This is a genomic window from Paracoccus sp. R12_2, assembly GCF_017744015.1.
Lineage (GTDB): Bacteria > Pseudomonadota > Alphaproteobacteria > Rhodobacterales > Rhodobacteraceae > Paracoccus.
Genome location: NZ_JAGHRA010000009.1, coordinates 121,959 through 146,942, shown reverse-complemented (window position 1 = coordinate 146,942; position 24,984 = coordinate 121,959). Strand labels below are relative to the sequence as shown.

General features: G+C 64.9%; 20 protein-coding genes and 1 riboswitch. Of the genes, 14 read left to right on the top strand and 6 right to left on the bottom strand.

Features of this window, described 5'->3' with window-relative positions:
- Positions 1-970 precede the first annotated feature (970 nt).
- Both J7359_RS20165 and J7359_RS12465 read right to left on the bottom strand, forming a co-directional pair.
- On the bottom strand, positions 971-1,102 hold the full coding sequence (locus tag J7359_RS20165) for a hypothetical protein (protein WP_280637508.1): 132 nt from the start codon (positions 1,100-1,102) through the stop codon (positions 971-973).
- 606 nt (positions 1,103-1,708) lie between these two features.
- A complete protein-coding gene (locus J7359_RS12465; RefSeq protein ID WP_209057022.1) occupies positions 1,709-3,346 on the bottom strand; it encodes an NAD(P)H-hydrate dehydratase in 1,638 nt (545 codons plus the stop codon).
- Between the two features lie 155 nt (positions 3,347-3,501).
- Between J7359_RS12465 and J7359_RS12460 the strand changes: the two genes are divergently transcribed.
- The 3 genes from J7359_RS12460 (at position 3,502) to J7359_RS12450 (ending at position 5,782) form a co-directional block, all read left to right on the top strand.
- Complete coding sequence (locus J7359_RS12460; RefSeq protein WP_209057021.1) at positions 3,502-3,840, top strand: P-II family nitrogen regulator; 339 nt, start codon at positions 3,502-3,504, stop codon at positions 3,838-3,840.
- 80 nt (positions 3,841-3,920) lie between these two features.
- Positions 3,921-5,327 carry a type I glutamate--ammonia ligase gene (glnA, locus tag J7359_RS12455; protein ID WP_209057020.1) on the top strand — a complete coding sequence of 469 codons (1,407 nt, stop codon included), beginning with the start codon at positions 3,921-3,923 and terminating at the stop codon, positions 5,325-5,327.
- Positions 5,328-5,518: 191 nt separating this feature from the next.
- Positions 5,519-5,782, top strand: coding sequence for a hypothetical protein (locus J7359_RS12450; protein WP_209057019.1), 264 nt, complete (start codon positions 5,519-5,521; stop codon positions 5,780-5,782).
- 76 nt (positions 5,783-5,858) lie between these two features.
- Here J7359_RS12450 and J7359_RS12445 read toward each other — a convergent pair whose 3' ends face one another.
- Positions 5,859-6,926 carry an alkene reductase gene (locus J7359_RS12445; protein ID WP_209057018.1) on the bottom strand — a complete coding sequence of 356 codons (1,068 nt, stop codon included), beginning with the start codon at positions 6,924-6,926 and terminating at the stop codon, positions 5,859-5,861.
- A gap of 149 nt (positions 6,927-7,075) precedes the next feature.
- A riboswitch (TPP riboswitch) is annotated at positions 7,076-7,200 on the top strand.
- Positions 7,201-7,298: 98 nt separating this feature from the next.
- Here J7359_RS12445 and thiC point away from each other — a divergent pair.
- From thiC to J7359_RS12405, 8 genes are all read left to right on the top strand, one after another.
- A complete protein-coding gene (gene thiC, locus J7359_RS12440) occupies positions 7,299-9,098 on the top strand; it encodes a phosphomethylpyrimidine synthase ThiC (RefSeq protein ID WP_209057017.1) in 1,800 nt (599 codons plus the stop codon).
- A 220-nt stretch (positions 9,099-9,318) separates the two neighbouring features.
- Positions 9,319-11,838 carry a cation:proton antiporter gene (locus tag J7359_RS12435; protein WP_209057016.1) on the top strand — a complete coding sequence of 840 codons (2,520 nt, stop codon included), beginning with the start codon at positions 9,319-9,321 and terminating at the stop codon, positions 11,836-11,838.
- A gap of 60 nt (positions 11,839-11,898) precedes the next feature.
- Positions 11,899-14,226: a Tex family protein gene (locus tag J7359_RS12430; protein WP_209057015.1), complete on the top strand. Its 2,328-nt coding sequence runs from the start codon at positions 11,899-11,901 to the stop codon at positions 14,224-14,226.
- Between the two features lie 11 nt (positions 14,227-14,237).
- Positions 14,238-15,491 (top strand): AGE family epimerase/isomerase, encoded by a 1,254-nt coding sequence (locus tag J7359_RS12425; RefSeq protein ID WP_209057013.1) that lies wholly within the window; start codon positions 14,238-14,240, stop codon positions 15,489-15,491.
- 106 nt (positions 15,492-15,597) lie between these two features.
- On the top strand, positions 15,598-16,383 hold the full coding sequence (locus J7359_RS12420; RefSeq protein ID WP_209057012.1) for a transglutaminase family protein: 786 nt from the start codon (positions 15,598-15,600) through the stop codon (positions 16,381-16,383).
- A gap of 113 nt (positions 16,384-16,496) precedes the next feature.
- On the top strand, positions 16,497-17,489 hold the full coding sequence (locus tag J7359_RS12415; protein ID WP_209057011.1) for a tripartite tricarboxylate transporter substrate binding protein: 993 nt from the start codon (positions 16,497-16,499) through the stop codon (positions 17,487-17,489).
- 6 nt (positions 17,490-17,495) lie between these two features.
- Positions 17,496-17,945 (top strand): tripartite tricarboxylate transporter TctB family protein, encoded by a 450-nt coding sequence (locus J7359_RS12410; protein WP_209057010.1) that lies wholly within the window; start codon positions 17,496-17,498, stop codon positions 17,943-17,945.
- A complete protein-coding gene (locus J7359_RS12405; RefSeq protein WP_209057009.1) occupies positions 17,942-19,441 on the top strand; it encodes a tripartite tricarboxylate transporter permease in 1,500 nt (499 codons plus the stop codon). The genes J7359_RS12410 and J7359_RS12405 overlap by 4 nt, the downstream gene beginning before the upstream one ends.
- On the opposite strand, the gene cbiB is transcribed toward J7359_RS12405, so the two are convergent.
- Together cbiB and J7359_RS12395 are read right to left on the bottom strand one after the other, a co-directional pair.
- Positions 19,419-20,321 carry an adenosylcobinamide-phosphate synthase CbiB gene (gene cbiB / locus J7359_RS12400; protein WP_247740366.1) on the bottom strand — a complete coding sequence of 301 codons (903 nt, stop codon included), beginning with the start codon at positions 20,319-20,321 and terminating at the stop codon, positions 19,419-19,421. The genes J7359_RS12405 and cbiB overlap by 23 nt on opposite strands.
- On the bottom strand, positions 20,321-21,007 hold the full coding sequence (locus J7359_RS12395) for a histidine phosphatase family protein (RefSeq protein WP_247740365.1): 687 nt from the start codon (positions 21,005-21,007) through the stop codon (positions 20,321-20,323). The genes cbiB and J7359_RS12395 overlap by 1 nt, the downstream gene beginning before the upstream one ends.
- Positions 21,008-21,048: 41 nt before the next feature.
- On the opposite strand from J7359_RS12395, the gene J7359_RS12390 reads away from it, so the two are divergent.
- Genes J7359_RS12390 through J7359_RS12380 form a run of 3 tightly spaced genes read left to right on the top strand, consistent with a single transcriptional unit; the run spans position 21,049 to position 24,246 of the window.
- The gene (locus J7359_RS12390) at positions 21,049-22,209 is read left to right on the top strand and encodes an isovaleryl-CoA dehydrogenase (RefSeq protein WP_209057007.1); all 1,161 of its coding nucleotides are present in this window, start codon (positions 21,049-21,051) and stop codon (positions 22,207-22,209) included.
- A 43-nt stretch (positions 22,210-22,252) separates the two neighbouring features.
- Complete coding sequence (locus J7359_RS12385) at positions 22,253-23,788, top strand: AMP-binding protein (protein WP_247740364.1); 1,536 nt, start codon at positions 22,253-22,255, stop codon at positions 23,786-23,788.
- A complete protein-coding gene (locus tag J7359_RS12380; RefSeq protein WP_209057006.1) occupies positions 23,788-24,246 on the top strand; it encodes a lysozyme inhibitor LprI family protein in 459 nt (152 codons plus the stop codon). The genes J7359_RS12385 and J7359_RS12380 overlap by 1 nt, the downstream gene beginning before the upstream one ends.
- Positions 24,247-24,335: 89 nt before the next feature.
- On the opposite strand, the gene J7359_RS12375 is transcribed toward J7359_RS12380, so the two are convergent.
- Positions 24,336-24,953, bottom strand: coding sequence for an OmpW family outer membrane protein (locus J7359_RS12375; RefSeq protein WP_247740363.1), 618 nt, complete (start codon positions 24,951-24,953; stop codon positions 24,336-24,338).
- Positions 24,954-24,984: the final 31 nt, after the last annotated feature.

Sequence of the window (24,984 nt, the reverse complement as noted above, 5' to 3'; positions counted from 1 at the left end):
TCAGAGCCGTGAGGACCCCGGCGAGGTGCATGTTCTGCTGCCATCACGGGGCAGCACGCCGTGGGAACAGTTGTTTCGTCGCTGAGCTTCAAACGCGGCAAAAAGGGGGATGATCGGACCAGACCGAACATCAATGAGGCCGCAGTGATCAAACAACCGGGCGGCAATACTCGTAAAACGCAACACACGCCGCCCGGTCGTTAGGTGCGTTATGTCTTAGTCCGGGGTGCCTGTCAGCCTGTACATTTAGACAAAAATCCGGGCCGCTTCTTGCCGGGCATCTCACTGAAAGATGGCAACGGTACGATCGTGCTTCACGCAGTCGCTTGAAACGGACTTATTTCCCAACTTGAAGGCGAGGTAACCGCAGGTTTGCATCTGCATTTGTCGTTGCCGCAAAGGCATCGTCGGCGCGCTACGGTGCGAAATCGGTCGCCAGAAATTCCTTCTGCCGCTTGCGGCAAGGATCTGTCCGCGGTCCTTTGCGTATCTCGCAATCAATTGCTGCGTGATATTCCAAAATTGACGGGGTGTGGCCTGGGGCGCGATCGGGGATGGCGCGGGACCTGGTTGCTGAACGATCGGAGCCCGAACTCTCGCATTTCGCCGCTGGCAACGGCCGCTGACTTGCACAAACTGCATCCTGCTGGTTAGGTTATGTACGCGCAATTGCGTCAAGCTGGTGCACTGTCAGGCAGCAGTATGGGAACCCGGGCGTGCCTACAAGCAGACGACGCCCGGGTTCTGCTCGGCGCCGGTGTACCCGCGCCAGGAGTGTGAAACGCTTTGGCCGAGGGGCATTGCTGCGTCTCAATTCGATCATGTGTGCCTGCACGACAAGCTGGCGGTTCGTCCGAAGGCCTTGTTGAATTGGTGGTCAGACCGCCGTTGATATTGCAAACCTTCGGCCTTCCCGTAAGCCATGTCGGCGATGATGCAGGACAGGATCGACGTGGCTTTTCCGCCCGGATCAAAAGATCAGGGCGGCACCGCCGATCAGGGCTGTCAAAAGTGAAACGAAGATCATCCAGTGGGTCAGTGTCGCCCACCATGACGTTCGACCAGCGGGCTGGTCTTTCACATTATTCGGTTCTTGTTCCAAGGTATTCTCCGCAGGACTTGAGAAAGGGCGCGCCTGAGGGCGTGCCCGCACCAAACTGTCAGGAGAGGGAGACTGGCGGCGCACGAGGCCTGTTGATGGTGGTGCGAAACACCGTCGCGACGGTGAGTGCCCGAAAGCAACAGCCGATGAGGGAATACCGGTCGCTGTGTCTCTGATTCCCAAGAACCCGAGGATGCAGCATATCCGCCGATGTGTCTGTCTTGACCTGCGCGGCGGCGCGATCCTGAACGGCATGAGAAGCCGACAAGAACGTGTCGAAAATGTAATGCCCAGGGGCGCTGGCAGACGAAGACGCTGCTGAAGCCTGCGCCCAGGAACTGACCGCGACGACCAAGAGAATGGCGAAAATGATGATAGCTGCACGAACAGCTGACAGCCTGTCGTGTGGTTTGGGTGTCGTCAGGGAACCAGCGTCGCTGTGCATCTTGGGATGTTCTTTCCTGCACATCGCCTGCGAAGGCAAGAGGAGATCACACAGGGTGTCGCACGGGGCAGGTCGGTCGGCTTGCGTCACCTGAACTGCGTGCGGCATGTGAATTGCGCGGCCCGATGTCGGAAGGATCGCGATCCGGCGCGAAGGGATTGCTAAGGCACCAGATCGCGAAACGCGCCCGGTATCCGGTCAGGTAGATCGTCCGCGATCAGGCCGGGCCCGACACCACGCGCCGTTGCACCGTGCAGCAGAGCGCCAAGGCTGGCCGCCGTTTGCGGCGTCAGGCCGCGCGCCAGCAGCCCGGCAATGATCCCTGCCAGAACGTCACCTGCCCCCGCTGTTGCAAGCCAGGGAATGTCGAAGGCCGAATGGATGACGGCTTGGCCAGTTGCGTTCGCATTGTCGCGGCGCGGTGGTGCGGCGATCACCGTATCCGGCCCTTTCAGCAGGACGACAGCGCCGCTGCGTTTGGCCGCTTCGCGGGTCGCGTCCAGCCTTGACAAGGCCGGACCGTGATCCGGGCGCGCTGCAAGCCGTTCGGCAAGATCGGGGAACAGGCGCGAGAACTCGCCTGCATGGGGCGTCAGCACGCAGCGGTCATGCAGCCCGTGGAAGCCCATCGCGGCCAGGGCGGTCAGGGCGTCGGCGTCCAGCACGCAGGCCCGGCCCGAATCCAGCAGCGGTGGCAGCAGTTCCCTGGCGCGTTGGACGCCGCATCCCGGACCAAGGCACAGCGCGCCGATCCGCTGATCCTGCAACAGGTCACTCAGCGCCGCGGCGTCGTCCACGGCGCGCCGCATCAGCGCATCGGGCGGGCCGGCATGTTCGATCAACGCTGCGCCGGGCGGGCAGATCGTCACCAGACCGGCACCAACCCGCAGCGCCGCCCGCGCCGCCAACCGTGCTGCGCCGCCATGTCCGGCCGGACCTGCAAGGACGATCGCGTGGCCATGGCTGAACTTGTGCCCGCCGTTGCCCTGACGCTTCTCCAACCACTCGGCCCATCTGTCCTGTGCTGCTGCAGGGCGCCGGGCATCCGGGAGGCAGAACCTGGGCCAGATCGCCGTCAGAGGTGCCGTCCGCGGATCCTGGTGTGGTTCGGATGCGCGGATGCGCCAGTCATGCAGGCCGATATCGGCCACGACCAGTTCGCCACAGCAGGCCGGGCCGCGTTCCAGAAGATGTCCCGGTTTGGGGCTGTCGAAGGTGACCGTCAGTCGTGCGTGAAGATCTTCTGCGCCTGGCTGTCGCGCTTTGCCAAGGAACGCGCCGCTGTCCATGCAGAGCCCGCTTGGACAGTCAACGGCCACCAGGCGCTGACGGAAATGGCCGTCTTGCCCGCCCGATCCGCCCAGATAGCCCAGAATTTCCGCGATCTCGCCTTTCGGCGGTCGGGTCAGCCCGGTACCGAAGATCGCATCGACATAGACGTCGGCTTCGTTGCGCCGCAGTTCGGCGCGGGTCAGCGGCAGGATCGGGCCCGCATCTTGCCAGCACCGCTTCATGTCCGCCGCATCGGGGCCGGGTTCATTGTCCAGCCCCAGAACGCGGACCTGCCAATCGGCGCGTGCCAGCAACCGCGCGACCACATAGCCGTCGCCACCGTTGTTGCCCGGTCCGCACAGCACGGTGACGCGTCCCGGTTTGGGCCAGCGCAGCCGAATCTGGCCCGCCACGGCAGCGCCGGCGCGCTGCATCAACTGAACGCCGCTGACCCCACCGCTGGCCATGGCGCCGGATTCGATGGCGCGCATTTGGGCGGTCGTCAGAATTTCCGTACCGAACAGCATGGCGAATGCCTATTAATTGGGCGACAAGCGCAAAATTTGTGCATAACCTTCCGGCAGAACGGCTTGGCTGCACGAACCTCGCCGTGCTTCATTTACCCCGCCCATGAAACCCGCCAATCAGTCTTCAGGCAAGCCGCGAGGAAGGATCAATTGCGATGAAAAAGATCGAGGCGATCATCAAGCCGTTCAAGCTGGACGATGTGAAGGAAGCACTGCAGGAAGTGGGCGTGCAGGGGTTGTCCGTCACCGAGGTCAAGGGTTTCGGTCGTCAGAAGGGACATACAGAACTGTATCGTGGCGCCGAATATGTCGTCGATTTCCTGCCCAAGGTGAAGATCGAGATGGTTCTGCCCGATGATCAGGTCGAGGCGGCCATTGACGCGATCGTGGGCGCCGCCCGCACCGAGAAGATCGGCGACGGCAAGATCTTCGTGTCTCCCGTCGAGCAGTCGATCCGCATTCGCACCGGCGAAACCGGCGACGACGCGCTGTAACGGGCGCTTGCCCGAAAATTACGAACTTCCGCGCCCGGCAGCCACGGCAGCCGGGCAGCATTTACGGAGAAAGGGAAGAGATGGAAATCAAGGACGTCTTGAAGCTGATGCAGGAAGAGGAGGTCGCCTATGTCGATGTCCGCTTCACCGATCCCAAGGGCAAGCTTCAGCATGTGACACTGGACGTGGATCTGGTCGATGAGGACTTCTTCGAGGAGGGGTTCATGTTCGACGGCAGCTCGATCGCGGGCTGGAAGTCGATCGATCAGTCCGACATGAAGCTGATCCCCGACCCGTCGTCGGTCTATATCGATCCGTTCTACGCCGAGAAGACGATCTGCGTGCATTGCAACGTGGTCGAGCCGGACACCGGAGAAGCCTATAGCCGCGATCCGCGTGGCACCGCCGTCAAGGCCGAGGCCTATCTGAAATCCTCGGGTGTCGGCGATGCGGCCTATTTCGGTCCCGAAGCCGAGTTCTTCATTTTCGACGACGTGCGCTATTCGGTCACGCCGCAGAAGGTGGCCTTTCAGATCGACGCGGTCGATGCCGCCTGGAACACCGACACCGAATACGAGATGGGCAACCAGGCCCACCGCGCCGGTCACAAGGGCGGCTATTTCCCGGTCAACCCGATCGACGCCGGTCAGGACATCCGTGGCGAAATGCTGTCCACGATGAAGCGGATGGGCATGAAGGTCGACAAGCACCACCACGAGGTTGCCAGCGCGCAGCACGAGCTGGGGCTGATCTTCGGGTCGCTGACCGAACAGGCCGACAACCTGCAGAAATACAAATACGTCATCCACAACGTCGCCGCCGCCTATGGCAAGTCGGTGACCTTCATGCCCAAGCCCATGAAGGGCGACAACGGGTCGGGGATGCACGTGAACATGTCGATCTGGAAGGACGGCAAGCCGCTGTTCGCAGGTGACAAATATGCCGACCTGTCGCAGGAGGCGTTGTATTTCATCGGCGGTATCCTGAAGCACGCCAAGGCGTTGAACGCCCTGACGAACCCCTCGACCAACAGCTACAAGCGGCTGATCCCGGGCTTCGAGGCGCCGGTGCTGCGTGCCTATTCGGCCCGCAACCGGTCGGGCTGCGTCCGCATTCCGTGGACCGAAAGCCCCAAGGCCAAGCGTGTGGAAGCTCGCTTCCCCGATCCTTCGGCGAACCCCTATCTGTGCTTTGCCGCCCTGCTGATGGCGGGCCTTGATGGCATCAAGAACAAGATCGATCCGGGTTCGGCTTCGGACAAGGATCTCTACGATCTGCCGCCCGAGGAACTGGCCGAGATCCCGACCGTCTGCGGCAGCCTGCGCGAAGCGCTGGAAGAGCTGGAAAAGGACATGGACTTCCTGCTGGCCGGTGACGTGTTCACCCGCGACCAGCTGGAAGGATACATCGCGCTGAAATGGGAAGAAGTGTATGCCTACGAGCACACCCCCCATCCGGTCGAATACCAGATGTATTACAGCTGCTGATCCGTCGGGGGACAGGATCCACGAACTGGAAAGGGCGCCGCAGGGCGCCCTTTTTCGTCGGCGCGGGTGCTGTCACGACATCCTCTCGCCTCATCACGACGACGCGATTGATGTAATGAAAGCCTGCGCGGCACCGTATCCATAATCAGGACCGCTTGAAGGTCTGATCAATAAACCAAGAGGATACGACCATGATCTCGAAATTTTCGACGCTGACCGCGCTTGCGCTGACGCTGGCCGCCGCATCGCCTGCTGCCGCGTATACTCCGCAGCACGAGCGCCCGGATACCTACAAATCCGTCGTTCATGACAACGAGAAGAAATCCGTGACTGCGGGCACTATCCACACCCGCGCGGAACTTGCGCGGCTGGGGCTGAAGGCCGACGACGTGATCTCGATCACCGTCTTTCCCTCCAGCGACCGGATCGACCCGCCAAGCCGTGGTGATCTGTAGGATCCGGCCAATGCATGATCCCGGAGGCGCGCGCAGCACTGCCTGCGCGCGCCAAGTTATCTGAAAACGGGCTGCACTATTCGGCGGCGACAGCGTCGGCCGTCGGATAATCGACATAGCCCTCGGGCCCGCCGGCATAGAAACTCGAGGGGTCGTGTTCGTTCAACGCCAATCCCGTGCGGAATCGTGTGGGAAGGTCTGGGGTGGCGATGAAATCCTTGCCGAAGCCCGCGGCATCGGCGCGTCCCTGTTCGATCAGTTTCTGGGCGCTGTCGCGCGTTAGTCCTTCGTTGGCGATCACCACGCCGCCGAACGCGGTCTTGATGTCGTCCAGCAGGCTGTCTTCGGCCAGGTGTTCGCGCAGCATCAGGAAGGCCACGCCGCGTTGCTTCATCTGGTCCGCCACGCGGGTGAACAGCGCCTTGGGATCGCTGTCGCCCATGTCATGACCGTCCATGCGCGGGGCCAGATGCACGCCGACGCGATCCGCGCCCCAGACGCCGATCACCGCGTCCGCGATTTCCTCAAGAAGACGAGTCCGATTTTGCAGCGAACCGCCATAGCGGTCCGTGCGCAGATTGGTGCTGTCCTGCAGGAACTGGTCGATAAGATAACCGTTTGCGGCATGAATTTCGACGCCGTCAAAGCCCGCGCGAAGGGCGTTTTCGGCGCCCTTGCGGAAAGCTTCGATCACACCCGGGATCTCGTCGCTGTCCAGCGCGCGGGGGGTGACATATTCCTGCTTGGGGCGCACAAGGCTGACATGGCCGTCCGGCTTGATGGCGCTGGGTGCGACCGGCAAATCTCCGTTCAGGAACAGGGGCGCCGAGATCCGCCCGACATGCCACAATTGCAGGAAGATCAGACCGCCCCGCTCGTGCACGGCGCTGGTGATCCGCTGCCAGCCTTCGACCTGCGCATCGTTCCAGATCCCCGGCGTATCGGCGTAGCCGACGCCCATCGGCGTGACGCTGGTCGCCTCGGTCAGGATAAGCCCCGCCTCGGCGCGTTGGCTGTAATAGGTTTCCATCAGCCGGCTTGGAACACGGTCAGCGGTGGCGCGGCTGCGGGTCAGCGGGGCCATGACGATGCGATTTTTCAGGGTAAGCGGTCCCAGCGGAAGCGGGTCGAACAATGAGGGCATGAAGTTTCCTTTCGCCTTCGATGCGGTGTGATGATCGAATTGTAACTTGGCGCGCCGGCTTTCAATGCCGCGCGCCGCAAGCCGGCGTCCCGCCCGGTGCAAGCCTGCCCGACACGCGGCTTGACAAGCCCCGCCGCCTCTGTGAGCCTTTGCCGCGTCAGGGGAGTCCCGCCCAAGGGACTGAGAGGCCGATTGGTGGGGCAACCCACGGTGCGGCGACCCTTTGAACCTGACCCAGTTGATACTGGCGTAGGAAGACCGAAGGGCGCAGCGTCGTTCTTTGGGCCGTCGCGGCCCTTTTCGGGTCGCAAGGCCCGCTTTCTGCCTCAATCATCATCCGGGTCTTTTCGAGTCGTGCTTGAGGAGACGCGCATGAAAGACCAAACCACCCCCCGGATCACAACCGGCCCGCTGCCCGCATCGCGCAAGATCTGGCATCGGGGCGACATCCACCCCGACATTCGCGTGCCGATGCGCGAGATCGCGTTGCATCCCTCGGCGATGGAGCCGCCGTTGACCGTTTATGATCCGTCAGGCCCTTATACGGACCCAGAGGCGACGATCGATATTTCCGCCGGCCTGCCGCGGTTGCGCGAAGGCTGGATCGACGGGCGCGGCGATGTGGAACGCCATGACGGCCGTGTGGTCAGGCCCGAGGACAACGGATTTGTCAGCGGAGACCGGCTTACACCGGAATTTCCGTTCCGGCACAGGCCTTGGCAGGCCAAGCCCGGCAAGGTCGTCACGCAGATGGCCTATGCCTGCGCAGGCATCATCACGCCGGAAATGGAGTTCGTGGCCATCCGTGAGAATCTTGGACGCCTTGCCGCGAAGGAAAAGCTGGCCCGCGACGGTCAGGACTGGGGTGCGGCGATCCCCGATCACGTCACCCCGGAATTCGTCCGGCAGGAGGTCGCCAGCGGTCGCGCCATCATCCCGGCCAATATCAATCACCCCGAGATCGAGCCGATGGCGATCGGCCGCAACTTCCTGGTCAAGATCAATGCCAATATCGGCAATTCGGCCGTCACATCGTCGATGGAAGAAGAGGTCGAGAAGATGGTCTGGGCGACGCGTTGGGGCGCGGACACCGTCATGGACCTGTCGACCGGGCGCAACATCCACAACATCCGCGAATGGATCATCCGCAACAGCCCGGTGCCGATCGGGACCGTGCCGCTGTATCAGGCGCTGGAAAAGGTGAACGGGGTCGCCGAGGACCTGTCATGGGAGGTCTATCGCGACACGTTGATCGAGCAGGCGGAACAGGGCGTGGACTACTTTACCATCCATGCCGGGGTGCGCCTGCCGTTCATCCATCTGACCGCCGAGCGGGTGACCGGGATCGTCAGCCGGGGCGGCTCGATCATGGCGAAATGGTGCCTGCATCATCACCGCGAAAGCTTCCTGTATCAGCATTTCGACGAGATCTGCGACATCATGGCGGCATATGATGTCAGCTTCTCCCTTGGCGACGGACTGCGTCCGGGGGCGATCGCCGATGCCAACGACGCGGCGCAGTTCGCCGAGCTGGAAACCCTGGGCGAACTGACCCGAATCGCCTGGGCGAAGGGCTGCCAGGTGATGATCGAGGGGCCCGGCCATGTGCCGATGCACAAGATCAAGGAGAACATGGACAAGCAGCTGGCCCATTGCGGCGAGGCGCCGTTCTACACGCTGGGGCCGCTGACGACCGACATCGCGCCGGGTTACGATCACATCACCAGCGCCATCGGCGCGGCGATGATCGGTTGGTTCGGCACCGCGATGCTGTGCTATGTCACGCCAAAGGAACATCTGGGCCTGCCCGACCGCGACGATGTGAAGACCGGCGTGATCACCTACAAGATCGCGGCCCACGCCGCCGATCTGGCCAAGGGACATCCGGCTGCGCGGCTGCGCGATGACGCCTTGTCGCGGGCCCGGTTCGAGTTCAGGTGGGAAGACCAGTTCAACCTGTCGCTCGATCCCGACACAGCCCGCGATTTCCACGACCAGACCCTGCCGAAGGACGCCCACAAGGTCGCGCATTTCTGTTCCATGTGCGGGCCGAAATTCTGTTCGATGAAGATCAGCCATGACATCCGTGCGGAATCACGTGCGCGGGGCATGGAGGAGATGGCGGCCAGGTATCGTGCGGGCGGCGATCTGTACATGCCGGTCGAGGACTGATCTCACCGAAAGGGGCAGGCGCCGCGGGAAACCCGCGGCGCCATTGCGTTCCGCGATGGCCGGGGGAGTTCGCTCCCCCCGGTCCCCCTGCGCCGGGGCCGGACTGCGGGCGCGGGCCGCATCGCATACGGATCGCATTGGCCGCGACCTTCACGAAAATGCGTCGGGATCTGCCATGGACGATATTCCCTGAGGCGCTTTTTCCAGCTATCCCAAGGTCATGGACATCGTTCTTCTGACCACCATCGTTGCCTGTCTGTTCGTGGTAATCGGCATGGCCGAGCCGTTGGCGGCGCGGTTGTCGCTGCCCTACAGTGTGATCCTTGCCGTGCTGGGCATGATGATCGGGGCCGGGGCGATCTTCTTCCTGCGCACCGATCTGACCGATGCGCTGAATCCGGTGGCCGAGTCGATTCTTGCCCTGCCGATCCGGTCGAACGTGTTCCTGTATGTCTTCCTGCCAACGCTGATCTTTCAGGCCACGCTGGGGATGAATGTCCGCCGGATGGTCGATGACTGGGTGCCGATCCTGGTTCTGGCGGTGGTGGCGGTTTTCGTCGCGACGCTGACCATCGGTTATGCGCTTTCATGGGTCAGCGGGCTGCCGCTTGTCGTGTGCCTGCTGATCGGTGCCATTGTATCGACAACCGATCCCTCGGCCGTGGTCGGCATTTTCCGGTCTCTGTCGGCACCGCGTCGGCTGGCCCGGATCATCGAGGGCGAAAGCCTGCTGAACGACGCCGCGGCGATCGCCCTGTTCGGGCTGTTCATGGGCTTCGTGATGCTGGGCGTGCCCGATCCCAGCTATGGCGAGGCGATCGGACAGTTCCCATGGCTGCTGGCCGGGGGCGCATTGGGCGGCTGGCTGACGGCGCGGGCGGCGCTGATGCTGATGCACTGGTTCGCACGATACGAGCTGGCGCAGATCTCGGTCTCGGTCGCGGTGCCGTATCTGGCCTATGTCGGCGCGGAACATGCCATGGGCGCGTCGGGGGTGATCGGCGTGGTCGCGGCGGGGCTGACGCTGAACCTGATCGGCCCGTCGCGCCTGTCGCCGGCCTTCTGGACCAATCTGCGCGAGGTCTGGGATCTGCTGGCCCATTGGGCGGGGGCGCTGATCTTTATTCTTGCGGCATTGCTGATCCCGCGGCTTATGGACGACATGCGGCCGGGCGACTATGCGCTGATCCTGGTGGTGATCCTGGCGGCCATTGTCGCCCGCGCCATCATCCTGTTCGGGCTGATGCCGCTGTTGTCGCTGCTGAAGCTGTCGCCTGTGGTCGAGCGTCCGTATCGCGTCGCCATCCTGTGGGGCGGATTACGCGGGGCGGTCACGCTGGCGCTGGCGCTGGCGGTGACCGAGAACCTGAACGTGCCGGTCGAGACGAAGCGGCTGGTCGGTATCCTGGCGACCGGATTTACGCTGTTCACGCTGATGGTGCAGGGGACGACGCTGCGTTGGGTGATCGGGCGACTTGGACTGGATCGGCTGTCACCGCTGGACGAGGCCCTGTCCAACCAGGTGATCGCCGTGGCGTTGCAGACTGTCCGCGAGGAAGTTGCAAGCACCACCGAAAGCTATGAGCTGACCCGCGAAACCGTAAGGTCCGAGGCCAAGCGGTTCGCCGAACGTCTGGACGGTGCGGTCGAACGCGCCGAGGCCGAAGACAACACGCAGATCCTGGACCGCGACCGGATCACGCTGGGACTGATCGCGCTGGCCGCGCATGAGCGGGAAACCATCCTCGAAAGGTTTCGCGAGCGGGTCATCAGCGCGCGGCTGTCGGAAACCATGCTGACCGACGCCGACCGGCTGATCGAGGCCGCCCGCAGCGGCGGGCGCACCGGTTATCAGCGCGCCGCGCGGCGTGGGCTGCGCTATGGCACGCCGTTCCGTGTCGCTTCGTTCCTGCGCAACCGGCTGTGGATCGCGGGCCCGCTGGCACGCCTGACCGCGGATCGGTTCGAGGCGCTGCTGGCCCGGCGGCTGATCCTGCGCGATCTTCACGGATTTCTGGACACCCGCATCCGCCGCATCCACGGACGGCGCGTGGCGGAACTGCTGCACGAATTGCTGACCCGCCGGCAGGAAGCCGTCGAAACCGCGCTTGAGGGCTTGCGTCTTCAATATCCCGGCTATGCCGAGGAACTTGAACGTCGTTTCATCCGTCGGACGGCCCTGCGGCTTGAGGAACGCGAATATAGCGCCATGCGCGAGGACGGGCTGGTCGGGTCAGAACTGCACACCGCGCTGATGGCCGACATCACGCGACGGCGTCAGCAGGCCGAGGGGCGGCCGCATCTGGATCTGGCCCTGCGCAAATACGAACTGGTCCGCCAGTTCCCGCTGTTCGCGGATCTCGAAGAGCCCGAACTGCGCCGCCTGTCACGGGCGCTGCGCACGCGCTATGTCAATGCCGGCAAGGTTATCGCCCGCAAGGATTCCCCCTCGCGCAGCGTGTTCTTTGTGTCATCCGGCGCGGTCGAGCAGGAAATCGCCGGTCAGACGACGCGGCTGGGACGGGGCGACATGTTCGGACAGATGGGCGTCCTGATGAACAAGCCGCGTCGCGCCGAAGTGACGGCGATCACGCCCACCAGCCTGCTGGTGCTGGACGAGACAGGCTTCCGCCGGGTGTTGAAACGATCCAAGGCGCTGCGGCGGGCGGTGCGCGACAGCGTGTCGGCCAAGGCCATGCGCGAAGAGGCCGCGCGTCTGCCCGAACTTGCGCTGGACTGACCGCTTGGCGCAGGCTGCGGTGACGGCTAAGACAGCGGTTCCGAAGTGAGAGAGGACAGCATGGACGCCGCCCAACGCATCGCCCGCATCATCGCGACCGAGATCAATGCAAATGCCGCGCAGGTCGTGGCCGCGACGCAGTTGCTGGACGGTGGCGCGACCGTGCCTTTCGTCGCGCGATACCGCAAGGAAGTGACGGGCGGGCTGGACGACACACAGTTGCGCATGTTGTCGGACAGGCTGTCCTATCTGCGCGAGATGGAGGCGCGGCGCGAGTCGATCCTTGGCTCGATCCGCGAGCAGGGCAAGCTGACCGACGACCTGGCCCGTGCCATTGCCGGGGCGGACACCAAGGCCGCGCTGGAAGATATCTATCTGCCTTTCAAGCCCAAGCGCCGAACCAAGGCGATGATCGCGCGCGAGAATGGATTGGAGCCGTTGCTGCGGGCCATTCAGGAGGACCGTGGCGCCGATCCCAAGGCGCTGGCGTCAAGCTATGTCACCGAGGCCGTGCCCGATCAGAAGTCCGCCCTGGACGGGGCGCGCGACATCCTTGTGGAAGAGCTGTCGGAAAACGCGACGCTGCTTGGTCGGCTGCGCGATTTCATGCGGACCGAGGCGTTCATCGCGGCCAAGCTGGTCGCCGGCAAGGAAGATACGGGCGCCAAGTTCAGCGATTATTTCGATCACCGCGAGGCGTGGGCCGGCATTCCGGCCCATCGCGCGCTGGCGATCCTGCGCGCCGCCAAGGAAGAGGTGGTGACCATCGACATCTCGCCCGATCCCGAAACCGGCGCCACGCGGGCCGAGGGGATCGTCGCGCAGGCCATCGGGCCTCTGGGCGATCTTCCCGGCGATCAGTGGCTGCGGCAGGTCGCGGGATGGACATGGCGGGTGCGGCTGTCCAACACCATGTATATCGACCTGCTGACCGAATTGCGCAAACGCGCCCATGACGAGGCGATCCGGGTTTTCGGACGCAATCTCAAGGATCTGCTGCTGGCGGCGCCAGCCGGGGCGAAGGCGACGATCGGTCTGGACCCCGGCATCCGAACCGGCGTCAAGGTCGCGGTCATCGATGCGACCGGCAAGCTGGTCGATACCGCGACGATCTATCCGTTCCAGCCCAGGAACGATCTGCGCGGGGCCGAGGCGACCTTGCTGGCGCTGATCGCGAAACACGATGCGGAACTGATCGCCATCGGAAACGGCACCGCCAGCCGGGAAACCGAACGGCTGGTCGGCGACGTGCTGAAGCACCTGCCAAAGGGTGTGAAAACGCCGACCAGGGTGGTCGTCTCGGAAGCGGGGGCGTCGGTCTATTCCGCGTCCGAACAGGCGGCGAAGGAATTTCCCGATCTGGACGTATCGCTGCGCGGGGCCGTGTCGATCGCCCGCCGGTTGCAGGACCCGTTGGCAGAGCTGGTAAAGGTGCCGCCCGAATCCATCGGCGTCGGCCAGTATCAGCATGATGTGGATCAGCGGCAACTGACCAAGGCGCTGGAAGTTGTGGTCGAGGATGCGGTCAACGCGGTCGGCGTCGATCTGAATACCGCCTCGGCGCCGCTTCTGGCGCATGTGGCAGGGCTTGGCCCCTCGCTTGCCAGCGCGATCGTGGCCCATCGCGACGCGCAGGGGGCCTTTGCCTCGCGCGCGGCGCTGAAGAAGGTCAGCGGGCTGGGGCCGCGCGCATTCGAACAATGCGCGGGATTTCTGCGAATCCGCGACGGGTCCGAGCCGCTGGACGCATCCTCGGTCCACCCCGAGGCCTATAACGTTGCGCGCAAGATCGTCGCGGCCTGCGGGCGCGATATCCGCAGCATCATGGGCGACGGTTCGGCGCTGAACTCGGTGCGGGCCGAACAGTTCGTCGACGAACATTTCGGCCTGCCGACGGTGCGCGACATCCTGTCCGAACTGGAAAAACCCGGCCGCGATCCGCGCCCCGATTTCGTCACCGCCAGCTTCACCGACGGGGTCGAGGACATCAAGGATCTGAAACCCGGCATGTCGCTGGAGGGGACCGTCACGAATGTCGCGGCATTCGGGGCCTTCGTCGATATCGGCGTGCATCAGGACGGGCTGGTCCATATCAGCCAGCTTGCCGACCGTTTCGTGAAGGACCCCAACGAGGTCGTGAAGGTCGGCGATGTGGTCCGGGTTCGCGTGACCGAAGTGGATATCCCGCGCAAGCGGATCGGGCTGACGATGCGCAAGGATGGCGGTGCACAATCGGACCGTTCGCCGCGTGCGGGGACCGCGTCGGGCAGACCGCCCGCCGGTCAGGCACCGCGTGGCCCGAAGGGCGGCAAGCCCGCGCCGCGTGGAAACGACGGCGGGCAGGGCGCGCTTGGCGCGGCCCTGATGAATGCGATGCGCAAACGCTGAGAGGGGTCGGAATGATTGACACAGCCGGAAACATGGACGCTGCGGGACATTGGCTGGACGACCCCGCCCATCGCGGCTTTCTGATCCGCGACGCCCATCGCGCGTTGGATTTCTTTGATGCCAGCTCGCGCGCAGCAGGCGGTTTTCACACGCTGGACTATGCCGGCGCGCCGCTGCAATCGACGGTGCAGGAGCTGCACACGACGACGCGGCTGGTGCATTCCTACGCGCTGGCGCGGTTGGCCGGGCGTCAGGACCGGGCCGGCATCATCGACCGGGGCATGGACTATCTGTGGCGAAGGCATCGCGACCCGCGCCACGGCGGCTTCGTCTGGTCGCTGGACGGTGACGCCGTCGCGGACGGAACCAAGCTGGCCTATGGGCATGTCTTCGTTCTTCTGGCGGCGTCCAGCGCGAAACTGGCGGGGCATCCCGATGCCGATCGGCTGCTGGCCGATATCTCGGATATTCTGGACCGGCATTTCTGGGACGAGACCGCCGGTCTGCTGCGCGACGAATTCACCCGCGCCTGGCAGCCCTTTTCGACCTATCGCGGCATGAACGCCAACATGCACGGGGTCGAGGCGCTTCTGGCCGCGCACGAGGCCACGGGTCAGGCGGAATACCTGTCCCGCGCCCGGCGCATCCTTGATTTCTTCATTTCCGGTCAGGCTGCGGCGCATGGCTGGCGGATTCCCGAACATTACGACGCGGACTGGCGCCCCGACCACGATTACGCCGGAAATCCCATGTTCCGTCCCGCAGGCACCACGCCCGGCCATTCCTTCGAGATGGCGCGGCTGCATCTGCAATGCTGGGACCAGTCCGGCCGACCTGCGACGGATGCCCCGGCGCAGGCGCGTCTGCTGGTCGCCACCGCGCTGGCGGACGCTTGGGACACACAGCGCGGCGGGCTGGCATATACGCTGCGCTTCGATGGATCGGTGGACAATCCTGCCCGATACTGGTGGCCCGTGACCGAGGCGATCGGCGCGCTGGCCGCGCTGATCAAGCTGGACCGGCGCCCCGAGGACGAGGCGTGGTATCGCAGGCTGTGGACATTCGCCGACCGGCACCTGATCGACCATGCGTCGGGCGGCTGGTTCCCGGAAATCGGCCCGGACGACCAGCCCGCCATGACGCAGTTTGCGGGCAAGCCCGACATCTATCACGCGCTGCAGGCCGATCTGCTGCCGCTGGCATCCGGCCTGTCTCAGACGGGTCGGGCGTTGGCGGGGCAAGCGCCTCTGGGTGCGGCCGTATAGGCAGATTCAGCAGCCTTCGCGACTGCGCGCAATCCCACGTCACGGGTTGTGTCTGCGGCCATCCTCTGCGATCAGGCATGGGTTCCCTTACCCATGGAGGCCAGCGATGCGCATGAGCGTTGATGTCGAACTTGACTACGCGCTGTCCGAAGAAGGGCCGGTGCTGCTGATGCTGGAGGCCGCAGGGGCCGATGGCCAGGATCTGCAACGTGTCTCCATCGATTTTGGCACGGTCGAACGCGTCGCCCGCGTGCCGGGCGAAGAGGGGATCGGCGAACGGATCATCCTGCGCGCAAAGGACCGCGTTCAATGCCGTTACTCTGCCGAAATTCAGGTGACGCGGGGTTGTCCCGATCTGAACACGCTCGCGGGCTGCGAGGTGGACCAGATGCCCGGGGACGCGCTGCGCTATCTGCTGCCGTCGCGCTATTGCCAGGCTGAACGGTTTGCCGCTTTCGCAAGCCGGCGTTTCGGCGATCTGGCAGGCGGCCGGAAGGTCGCGGCGATCCGCGACTGGGTCGAGGATCGGCTGGACTATGTCGCCGGCGCCAGCAATGCCGATACCACCGCCGCGGATACGTTCCTGCAACGCCAGGGTGTCTGCCGCGATTACGCGCATCTGATGATCGCGCTGTGCCGGGCCGCGCAGATCCCCGCGCGGATCGCCAGTGCCTATGCACCGTCGGTCCAGCCACCTGACTTTCATGCCGTGGTCGAGGTGTTCTTGCAGGGCGCCTGGCATCTGGTCGATCCGACCGGGATGGCACGCGCCGATGAGATGGCCCTGATCGCGGTTGGCCGCGATGCGACCGATGTCGCGTTCATGACCACCATGAGCTTTGCGGACATGCGCCGTCAGGTGGTGCGCGTCACACGCGTGGATCAGGACTGAAATTACGTCTTTACAATATCTTGCGTTCGGATTGTCGAAATGACCCGCTGCTTGCTTGACCTTGCCCGGCTGCGGGTCAAGACTGCCGCTCGAACAGCATGATGGAGGAAAACATGGCCGCAATCGACCGCCGCAACCTGCTGGTTGCATCGGCGCTGGCAGGGGCTTGCGCGCTTCTTCCGGCCTTGGTCGCCGCGCAGCAGGCCGAATGGCCCACCCAGCCGGTGCATGTCTATGTCGGCTTTCCCGCCGGATCGTCGCCCGACGTGCTGGCGCGGCTGGTGACCGAGCCGCTGGCCGAAAGGTTGGGCCAGCCGGTGGTGGTCGAGAACAAGCCCGGCGCGGGCGGGGTGATCGGAGTCCAGCAGATGCTGGCGGGCGAACCCGGCCATTCCTTCGGCACGACGATCAATGGCCCGCTGACCACCTCGCCGCGACTGGTGGCCGATATTTCTTACGACGTTCAGAACGACATCGCGCCGGTCGCGCTGATGGCGACGGCGCCGCTGGTTCTGGCGATGGCCGCTGACGCCGGACCCGCCGATCTGGCCGGTTTCATCGAGGCGGCGAAGGCCGATCCGGGCGGCATCGCCTATGGTTCGGTCGGGCAGGGATCGGGCGCGCATCTGACGGCGGAACTGTTCGCGGATGCTGCCGGAATAGAGATGCTGCATATCCCCTTCACCAGCTATGCCGAGGTCACGACCTCGATCATCGGAAGAGAGATCGACGCGGGCTTCATGGCGCCGTCTGCCGCGCTGCCGCAGGTCGAGGCGGACAAGATGAAGATGCTGGGCGTCACATCGCAGCAGCCCTTTGCGCAGGTGCCCGACGTGCCGGTCATCGCGGCTAACGCCGGAATGCCGGACGATTTCCGGGCAGAGCTGTGGAACGCGTTCATCGCGCCTGCGGGAACCGATCCCGCGATCATCGACCGGCTGAACACTGCCATCAACGAGATCCTGCAAGATCCCGACGTGCAGGAAAGGATGCTGGCGATGGGCTGGAAGGCCGAGGGGGGCGCGCCTGCGGATCTGGCGCAGCGGATTACCGACGATACCCAGGTCTGGGGCGCGGTCATCGACCGGATCGAGGCGGCGCAGTAATCAGCGATGCGGCGCGACTGGCATGACATCTGGGGTGGTGCGGCAATGGCCGCGATCGGTGCGGCGGTCGCGTTCTATGCGTTGGGTCAGTATGAATTCGGGACGTTGCGCCGGATGGGACCGGGCTTTTTCCCCACCGTTCTTGGGGCGTTGCTGGCCGGGCTTGGGCTGATGATTGCGCTGCCCGCGTGGCGCCGGTCCGGCGACGCGCGCCCCTTTGCCGCGCAAGAGGCGCTGGCCGTTCTGGCAGCCATCGGCCTGTTCGGTCTGGGCCTGCAGCGTCTCGGGCTGATCCCGACAACCGCCGCCGCCGTTCTGGTCGCCAGCCTGCCTGCGCCGCGTCGCGGTTGGCGGTGGCGGGTGATGCTGGCCGTGGCGATTGCCGCGCTGACATGGCTTGTGTTCAAAGAGGGCCTGCAGATGACCATGCCGGTTTGGCCGCGTCTTGGCACATGACGACGCTTGAAGGACTTCTTTACGGGCTGACGGTTGCATTGCGGCCGGACATCCTGATCTATTGCGTGCTTGGCGTCGTGATGGGCACCTTTATAGGCGTGCTGCCCGGGATCGGCGCGATGGCGGCGATTTCGCTGCTGCTGCCGATCACCTATTACATCACCCCGGAAGCTGCGCTGATCATGCTGGGCGGAGTCTATTACGGGGCGCAGTATGGCGGGGCCGTCGCCTCGATCCTCTTGCGTCTGCCCGGCACCCCGCAATCGGCGGTCACCTCGCTGGACGGATATCCGATGGCGCGTCAGGGACGCGCGGGCGTCGCGCTGTTCGCGTCGATGGTGGCGTCCTTCTGCGGTTCGATCATCGGGATCGTGGTCCTGGTTCTGCTGGCTGGCTTCCTGTCGCGGGCGGCGACCAGCTTTGGTGCGGCCGATTACGCGGCGATGATGGTGCTGGGCCTTGTCGCGGCCTCGACCATCGGCGCCAAGCGACCGTCCAAGGCCTTCGCGATGGTGGTGCTGGGCCTGATCCTTGGCTGCGTCGGAACCGACGTGAACAGCGGCGTCGCGCGCCTGACCTTCGGCCGGACCGAGCTTCTGGACGGCATCAACCTTGTCGCACTCGCCATGGGGCTGTTCGGCGTGGCCGAGATCATCGGCAACATCACCAGCGCCGAACGCAAGGGCAGCCCGCCCCATGTCAGCCTGCGCCAGTTGCTGCCGACGCGCGACGATCTGCGGCGCATGCCCGGACCCATCGCCCGTGGCGGTGCACTTGGCAGTTTCTTCGGCGCGCTGCCCGGCACAGGTTCGACGATCTCGTCATTCCTGTCCTACGCGATGGAGCGGCGCATCGCCCGCCGTCCCGAAAGGTTCGGCGAGGGCGCCGTCGAAGGTGTCGCAGGTCCGGAAGCCGCGAACAATTCCGCCGCCATCTCGGCCTTCGTGCCGACGCTGACTCTGGGAATTCCGGGCGATCCGATCATGGCGCTGATGCTGGGCGCGCTGGTGATCCACGGTGTCCAGCCCGGCCCGCTGATGCTGGAGGCCCGGCCCGAGATGTTCTGGGGCCTGGTCGTCAGTTTCGGGATCGGCAACCTGTTGCTGCTGATTCTGAACCTGCCGCTGATCGGCATCTGGGTGTCGATGCTGCGCATTCCGTTTCGCTGGCTGTACCCGGCCATCATCGTGTTCGTCTGCCTTGGCGTCTATTCGGTGCGCGGATCAGGCTTCGACATCGCCGCCGTCGCGGTGATCGGGGCCTTGGGCTATCTGTTGGCGCTGGCCCGGTTCAACCCGGCGCTGCTGCTGCTGGGTTTCGTGTTGGGACCGCTGATCGAGACCAATCTGCGCCGCGCCATGCTGATCTCTCGTGGCGATCCGGTGGTGTTTCTGGAACGGCCGATCTCGGCGGTGTTCGTCGTCGCGACGCTGGCGCTGATCGGATCGTCGCTGTGGGGCGCGTGGCGGCGGTTCAGATCAGGACCAGCAGCGTAAGCCCCCCCGCCAGCAGCCATATCGTGCGGCGATAGATCGCCAGCGCCCGGTCGATATCGGCGGCGACGGGATCGGGCGCGCCGCCGTTCAGCCACGGCTCGTCCGCGATCCGGTCGGCATAGATGCGCGGGCCGGACAGGCGCACGCCCAGGGCACCCGCCATCGCGCCCTCGGGCCAGCCGGCATTCGGCGACCGGTGCGCGCCCGCGTCGCGCCGCGCAGCCGTCCATGCCGCGCCGCCGCGGCACAGCGCGATCAGCACCGCCGTCAGCCGCGCGGGCAGCCAGTTTACGACATCGTCCAGCCGCGCGGCAAAGCGGCCGAATTCGGCATGGCGCGGGGTCAGGTGACCGATCATCGAATCCAGCGTGTTGATCGCCTTGTAGGCAGCGATCCCCGGCAGTCCCGCGATTGCCGCCCAGACCAGCGGCGCCACCACCCCGTCCGAAGCGTTTTCGGCCAGGCTTTCGATGCTGGCGCGGGCCAGCGCGGCCTCATCCGCTTGGCTCACGTCACGACCGACGATCATCGCGGTGGCCTGCCGGGCCGCGGCAAGTTCACCCTTCAGCAATGGTCGCGCCACGGCACGGACATGATCGTGCAGGGACCGCGCGGCGACCAACGGCCAGGCAAGAATGCCCGCCAGCCACGCCCCCAGCATATCCTGCAAAATGATCGCCGGAAGGGTCGCGGCGGCGATCACCAGCAGGCTTGCAGCCATCCCGCGCCAGAACCGCGCCTTGCCGCGGTTCATCCGCTGATCCAGCGCCACGATCAACCGTCCCAGCCACGTCACGGGATGCCCGATCCGGCGATAGACCCCGTCCGGCCAGCCGATGACGGCATCCAGCGCAAGTGCGATCAGGGGGACAAGCGGCATCATGGCGCGGTGACGTTGACGAATTCGACCGCCCATTCGTCGCCGGCGCGGCGCAGCACCGTCAGCGACAGTGGTGCTACGGCAAATGACAGCGCCGCCGGTCCGACGACCATAGACAGGGCCGCGCGGACCGTGCCCGCGTGCCCGACGATCAGCGTATCGCGGTCGATCCCGCGCAGCTCGGTCAGGACCCGCGCGGCCATGTCGTCAAAGCTTTCGCCGCCATCGGGACGGTGCTGCGCCAGCCGGGCCGGGGGCAGGGGGCCCAGATCGGGCAGATCGCCATAGGCCAGTCCCTCCCATGCGCCGTAATCCTGTTCCCACAGCGCCTCGCTTGTGGCGTGGGGCGGCATCGACAACGCCTCGGCCGTCTGAAGGCAGCGTCGCGCCGGGCTGCTGAGAACATGCCCGATCTGCCCGATCCGGGCGCGGATCCAGTCGAAGGCAGCCGCGTCGCTGCAATCTGCATCGACATCCCTCCGTCCGGCAAGGCGTCCGCCGGTCAGCGGCGCGGCGTGCCGCAGGATCAGCAATCGGGTCATGTTGCGGCTTTTTCTCTGCATCGTTCCGGCCGCGCGACCATGTCGCGCCATGAGGCCGTGGGCAAGCCGTCCCGTGTTGACGCATCCGCCGTTCCGGCGCAGGCTTTGCTTGACGGGCGTGACGTGGATGCCGTAAATGGGCATTAAATGAACGTACGTTCAATAAACCGGGAGGAGGCTTCTCGATGTTCACGCAGGGCATGGAGTTCGATCTGGGCGAAGACGTGAACGCGCTTCGCGAGATGGTGCATCGGTGGGCGCAAGAGCGGGTCAAGCCGCTTGCCGCCGAGGTGGACCGCCGGAACGAGTTTCCGAACGAATTGTGGACCGAGATGGGCGAACTTGGCCTTCTGGGGATCACCGTGCCCGAAGCCTGGGGCGGCAGTGGCATGGGCTATCTGGCGCATGTCATCGCGACCGAGGAAATCGCGCGGGCCAGCGCCAGCGTCAGCCTGTCCTATGGTGCGCATTCCAACCTGTGCGTGAACCAGATCAAGCTGAACGGCACCGATGAACAGCGGGCCAAATACCTGCCCGACCTGTGCAGCGGCAAGGCCGTCGGCGCGCTGGCCATGTCCGAGGAAGGGGCGGGCAGCGACGTGGTCGGCATGAAGCTGCGGGCCGACAAGAAGAATGACCGCTATGTCCTGAACGGCAACAAGTACTGGATCACCAACGCCCCCGACGCGCAGACGCTGATCGTCTATGCCAAGACCGACCCGGATGCGGGCAGCAAGGGCATCACCGCCTTCATCGTGGAACGCGGCATGAAGGGATTCTCGACCAGCCCGCATTTCGACAAGCTGGGGATGCGCGGGTCCAACACGGGCGAGTTGATCTTCGAGGATTGCGAGATCCCGTTCGAGAACGTGTTGGGCGATGAAGGCCGCGGCGTGCGCGTGCTGATGTCGGGTCTGGATTACGAGCGTGTCGTCCTGTCCGGGATCGGCACCGGCATCATGGCCGCCTGTCTGGATGAGGTCATGCCCTATATCCGCGACCGCAAGCAATTCGGACAGCCGATCGGATCGTTCCAGCTGATGCAGGCCAAGATCGCCGACATGTATGTCGCGCTGAACACCTCGCGGGCCTATCTCTATGACGTGGCGCGGGCCTGCGATGCGGGCAAGGTCACGCGGCAGGACGCGGCAGGCGCGGTGCTGTACTGCAGCGAACAGGCGATGGTGCAGTCGCATCAGGCGGTCCAGGCGCTTGGCGGGGCCGGTTTCCTGAACGACAGCGTCGTCAGCCGGTTGTTCCGCGATGCCAAGCTGATGGAGATCGGCGCAGGTACCAGCGAGATCCGCCGCATGCTGATCGGCCGGGAACTGATGAACCTGGTCTGAGGCCGGAAGGCCGCGCCGCGGGGCGTGGCCATAGGGGGAAGCGATGAGGATGCCGGACGGTCCCGACTATCAGGCGATGCGCGACGGGTTCCGCTGGAACCTGCCGGCTCGCCTGAACATGGCCGATCAATGCCTCTCGCATCCCGAAGGGCAGGTGGCGCTGATAGAATATGACGGGGCGCCGCGCCCGGTCAGGTTCGGTGAACTGGCCACGATGACCGCGCGCCTCGCCGTCGCGCTGGATGCCGAACGGGGCGAGCGCGTGGCAGTGCTGCGCACCCAGTCGGCATGGACCGCCGCCGCGCATCTGGCAATCTGGAAATCGGCGGCGATTTCGGTCCCGCTGTTCAAGCTGTTCGGGCCGGACGCGCTGGAACTGCGGTTGCGCGATGCCGGGGTGAGGACGGTCATCGCCGATCCCGAAGGCCGTGACATGCTGCGCGACTTTCCCGATCTGCGGGTGATCGTGCCCGAGGACGGTCTGACCGAGGCCCCCGGTTTCGCGACCCGCGACACCGGCCCCGACGATCCTGCTGTCATCATCTATACGTCGGGCACCACCGGTGCGCCGAAAGGGGCGCTGCATGGCCATCGCGTCCTGACCGGCCATCTGCCCGGGGTGGGGATGAGCCATGACCTTCTGGGCCAGCCGGGCGACTGCCTGTGGACTCCGGCGGATTGGGCCTGGATCGGCGGCCTGTTCGATGTGCTGATGCCGGGGCTGGCGCTTGGCGTTCCGGTCGTCGCCGCGCGCATGCCCAAATTCGACGCCGATACGGCGCGCCGCCTGATCGCTGATTGCGGGGTGCGAAACGTGTTCTTCCCGCCCACTGCGCTGAAGATGCTGAAGGCAGGCGAGGTGACGATTTCCGGCCTTCGCAGCGTTGCCAGCGGCGGCGAGACCCTGGGCGCCGAGATGCTGGACTGGGGCCGGCGCGCCTTCGGCCTGACGATCAACGAATTCTACGGCCAGACCGAATGCAATATGGTCGCCAGTTCGGCCGGATCGCTGTTCGCGCCGCGGCCCGGCGCGATCGGCAAGGCCGTGCCGGGCTTTGACGTTCAGGTGATCGATGCCGACGGGGTTCCCGGCGACGCCGAAGGTGACATCGCGATCCGCAAGGGTGCGGCAAGCATGATGCTGGGATACTGGAATCGCCCCGACGCCACCGCCGAGAAGTTTCGCGGCGACTGGCTGCTGACCGGCGATCGGGGTGTGATCGAGGACGACTACATTCGTTTCGTCGGACGCGACGACGATGTGATCACCTCATCGGGGTATCGCATCGGCCCCTCCGAGATCGAGGACTGTCTGCTGAAGCATCCCGCTGTCGCGCAGGCGGGTGTGATCGGCAAGCCGGACCCGCTGCGCACCGAGATCGTCAAGGCCTATGTCGTCCTGCGCGATGGCTATGCGCCGTCCGATGATCTTGCCGCCCGCCTGCGGGATCACGCAAAGCGCCTGTCGGCGGCGCATTCCTATCCACGAGAGATCGGCTTTCTGGACAGCCTGCCGCTGACGGTGACGGGCAAGGTGATGCGGCGCGAACTGCGCCGATTGGCGGAGGAGGAAAAATGATGCGGGCTTTTCTGATGGCCGTGATTATGTCGTTGCCGTCCGGTGTGATGGCGCAGGACGACATGATCGACCCATCGGCGGTCGAGGCGTGCTTCGCGCAATCCGACCCGTCCTCGGCCGCCTGCATCGGCGATGCGGCAGACACCTGTCAGACCACGCAGCCCCAGGGCCAGACGACGGTCGGCATCAGCGAATGCGCGATGGCCGAACACGCCGTGTGGGACGATATCCTGAACCGCGAATACGGAAACCTGCGTGAGACGTTCTCCGACCGTCCGGCGCTGGCCGAACAGCTGCTGTCCGCGCAGCGCGCCTGGATCGTGTTTCGCGACGCCGATTGTGGCCTGGCCTATGATCGCTACGACGGTGGGTCCATGCGTGTCATCGCCGCCGCTTATTGCAGGTTGCAGCGTACCGCGCAGCGGGCGCTGGACCTGCGCGACATGCAGGGAGGGTGACGATGCTGCGGCACCCGAAACCGCCTTCTGTGACACGGCGCACCCCTTGCGGAATGCGCCGTCAACATTCCCCCGAATGCCGTCTTTTGCTAGAACTTCATGACATAGGCCGCCCCGATCACGACCGGGTCGATCTGGACCTGGCCGATCCGCGCGCCGTTCAGTTCGACATCGGGGTCGATGTCGATCCAGCGTGCGTCCAGTCGCAGGGCCGAACGGTCGTTCAACCAGTAATCGGCACCCAGATGCGCGGCAAGGCCCCAGCTGTTCTTGACGCGCAGATCGCTGCCCGCCAGCGGCCCTTTGGCCTCGGCGTCCCAGAAGCCGGTGAAATTGACGCCGACGCCGACGAACGGCTTCAACCGCGGCGTGGCGTCGAAGTGATACTGCAGCGAGATCACCGGCGGCAGATGCTTGACGGTGCCGATTTCCACGCCGCCCGAGCGGATCGAATGCTTGAAGGGCAGCGCCCCCAGAAGCTCGACCCCCAGATTGTCGCGCAGGAAATATTCGACCGTGACCGTGGGCCGGGTATTGTCGTCGATTCTGGTCGGGACGGTCCCGCCCGCCAGGGTACCGGTGTCGGATCGCGGATCGACATTGTGGATCCCCAGACCGATCGTCCAGTCCCCGGCCTGTTGCGCGGCAACCGGCGCGGCGGCAGCCAGACAAAGCGCGGCTGCGACTGCGATGCAAGAGATGTTCATCGCTTGGCTCCTTTGATGTTCACGCATGACG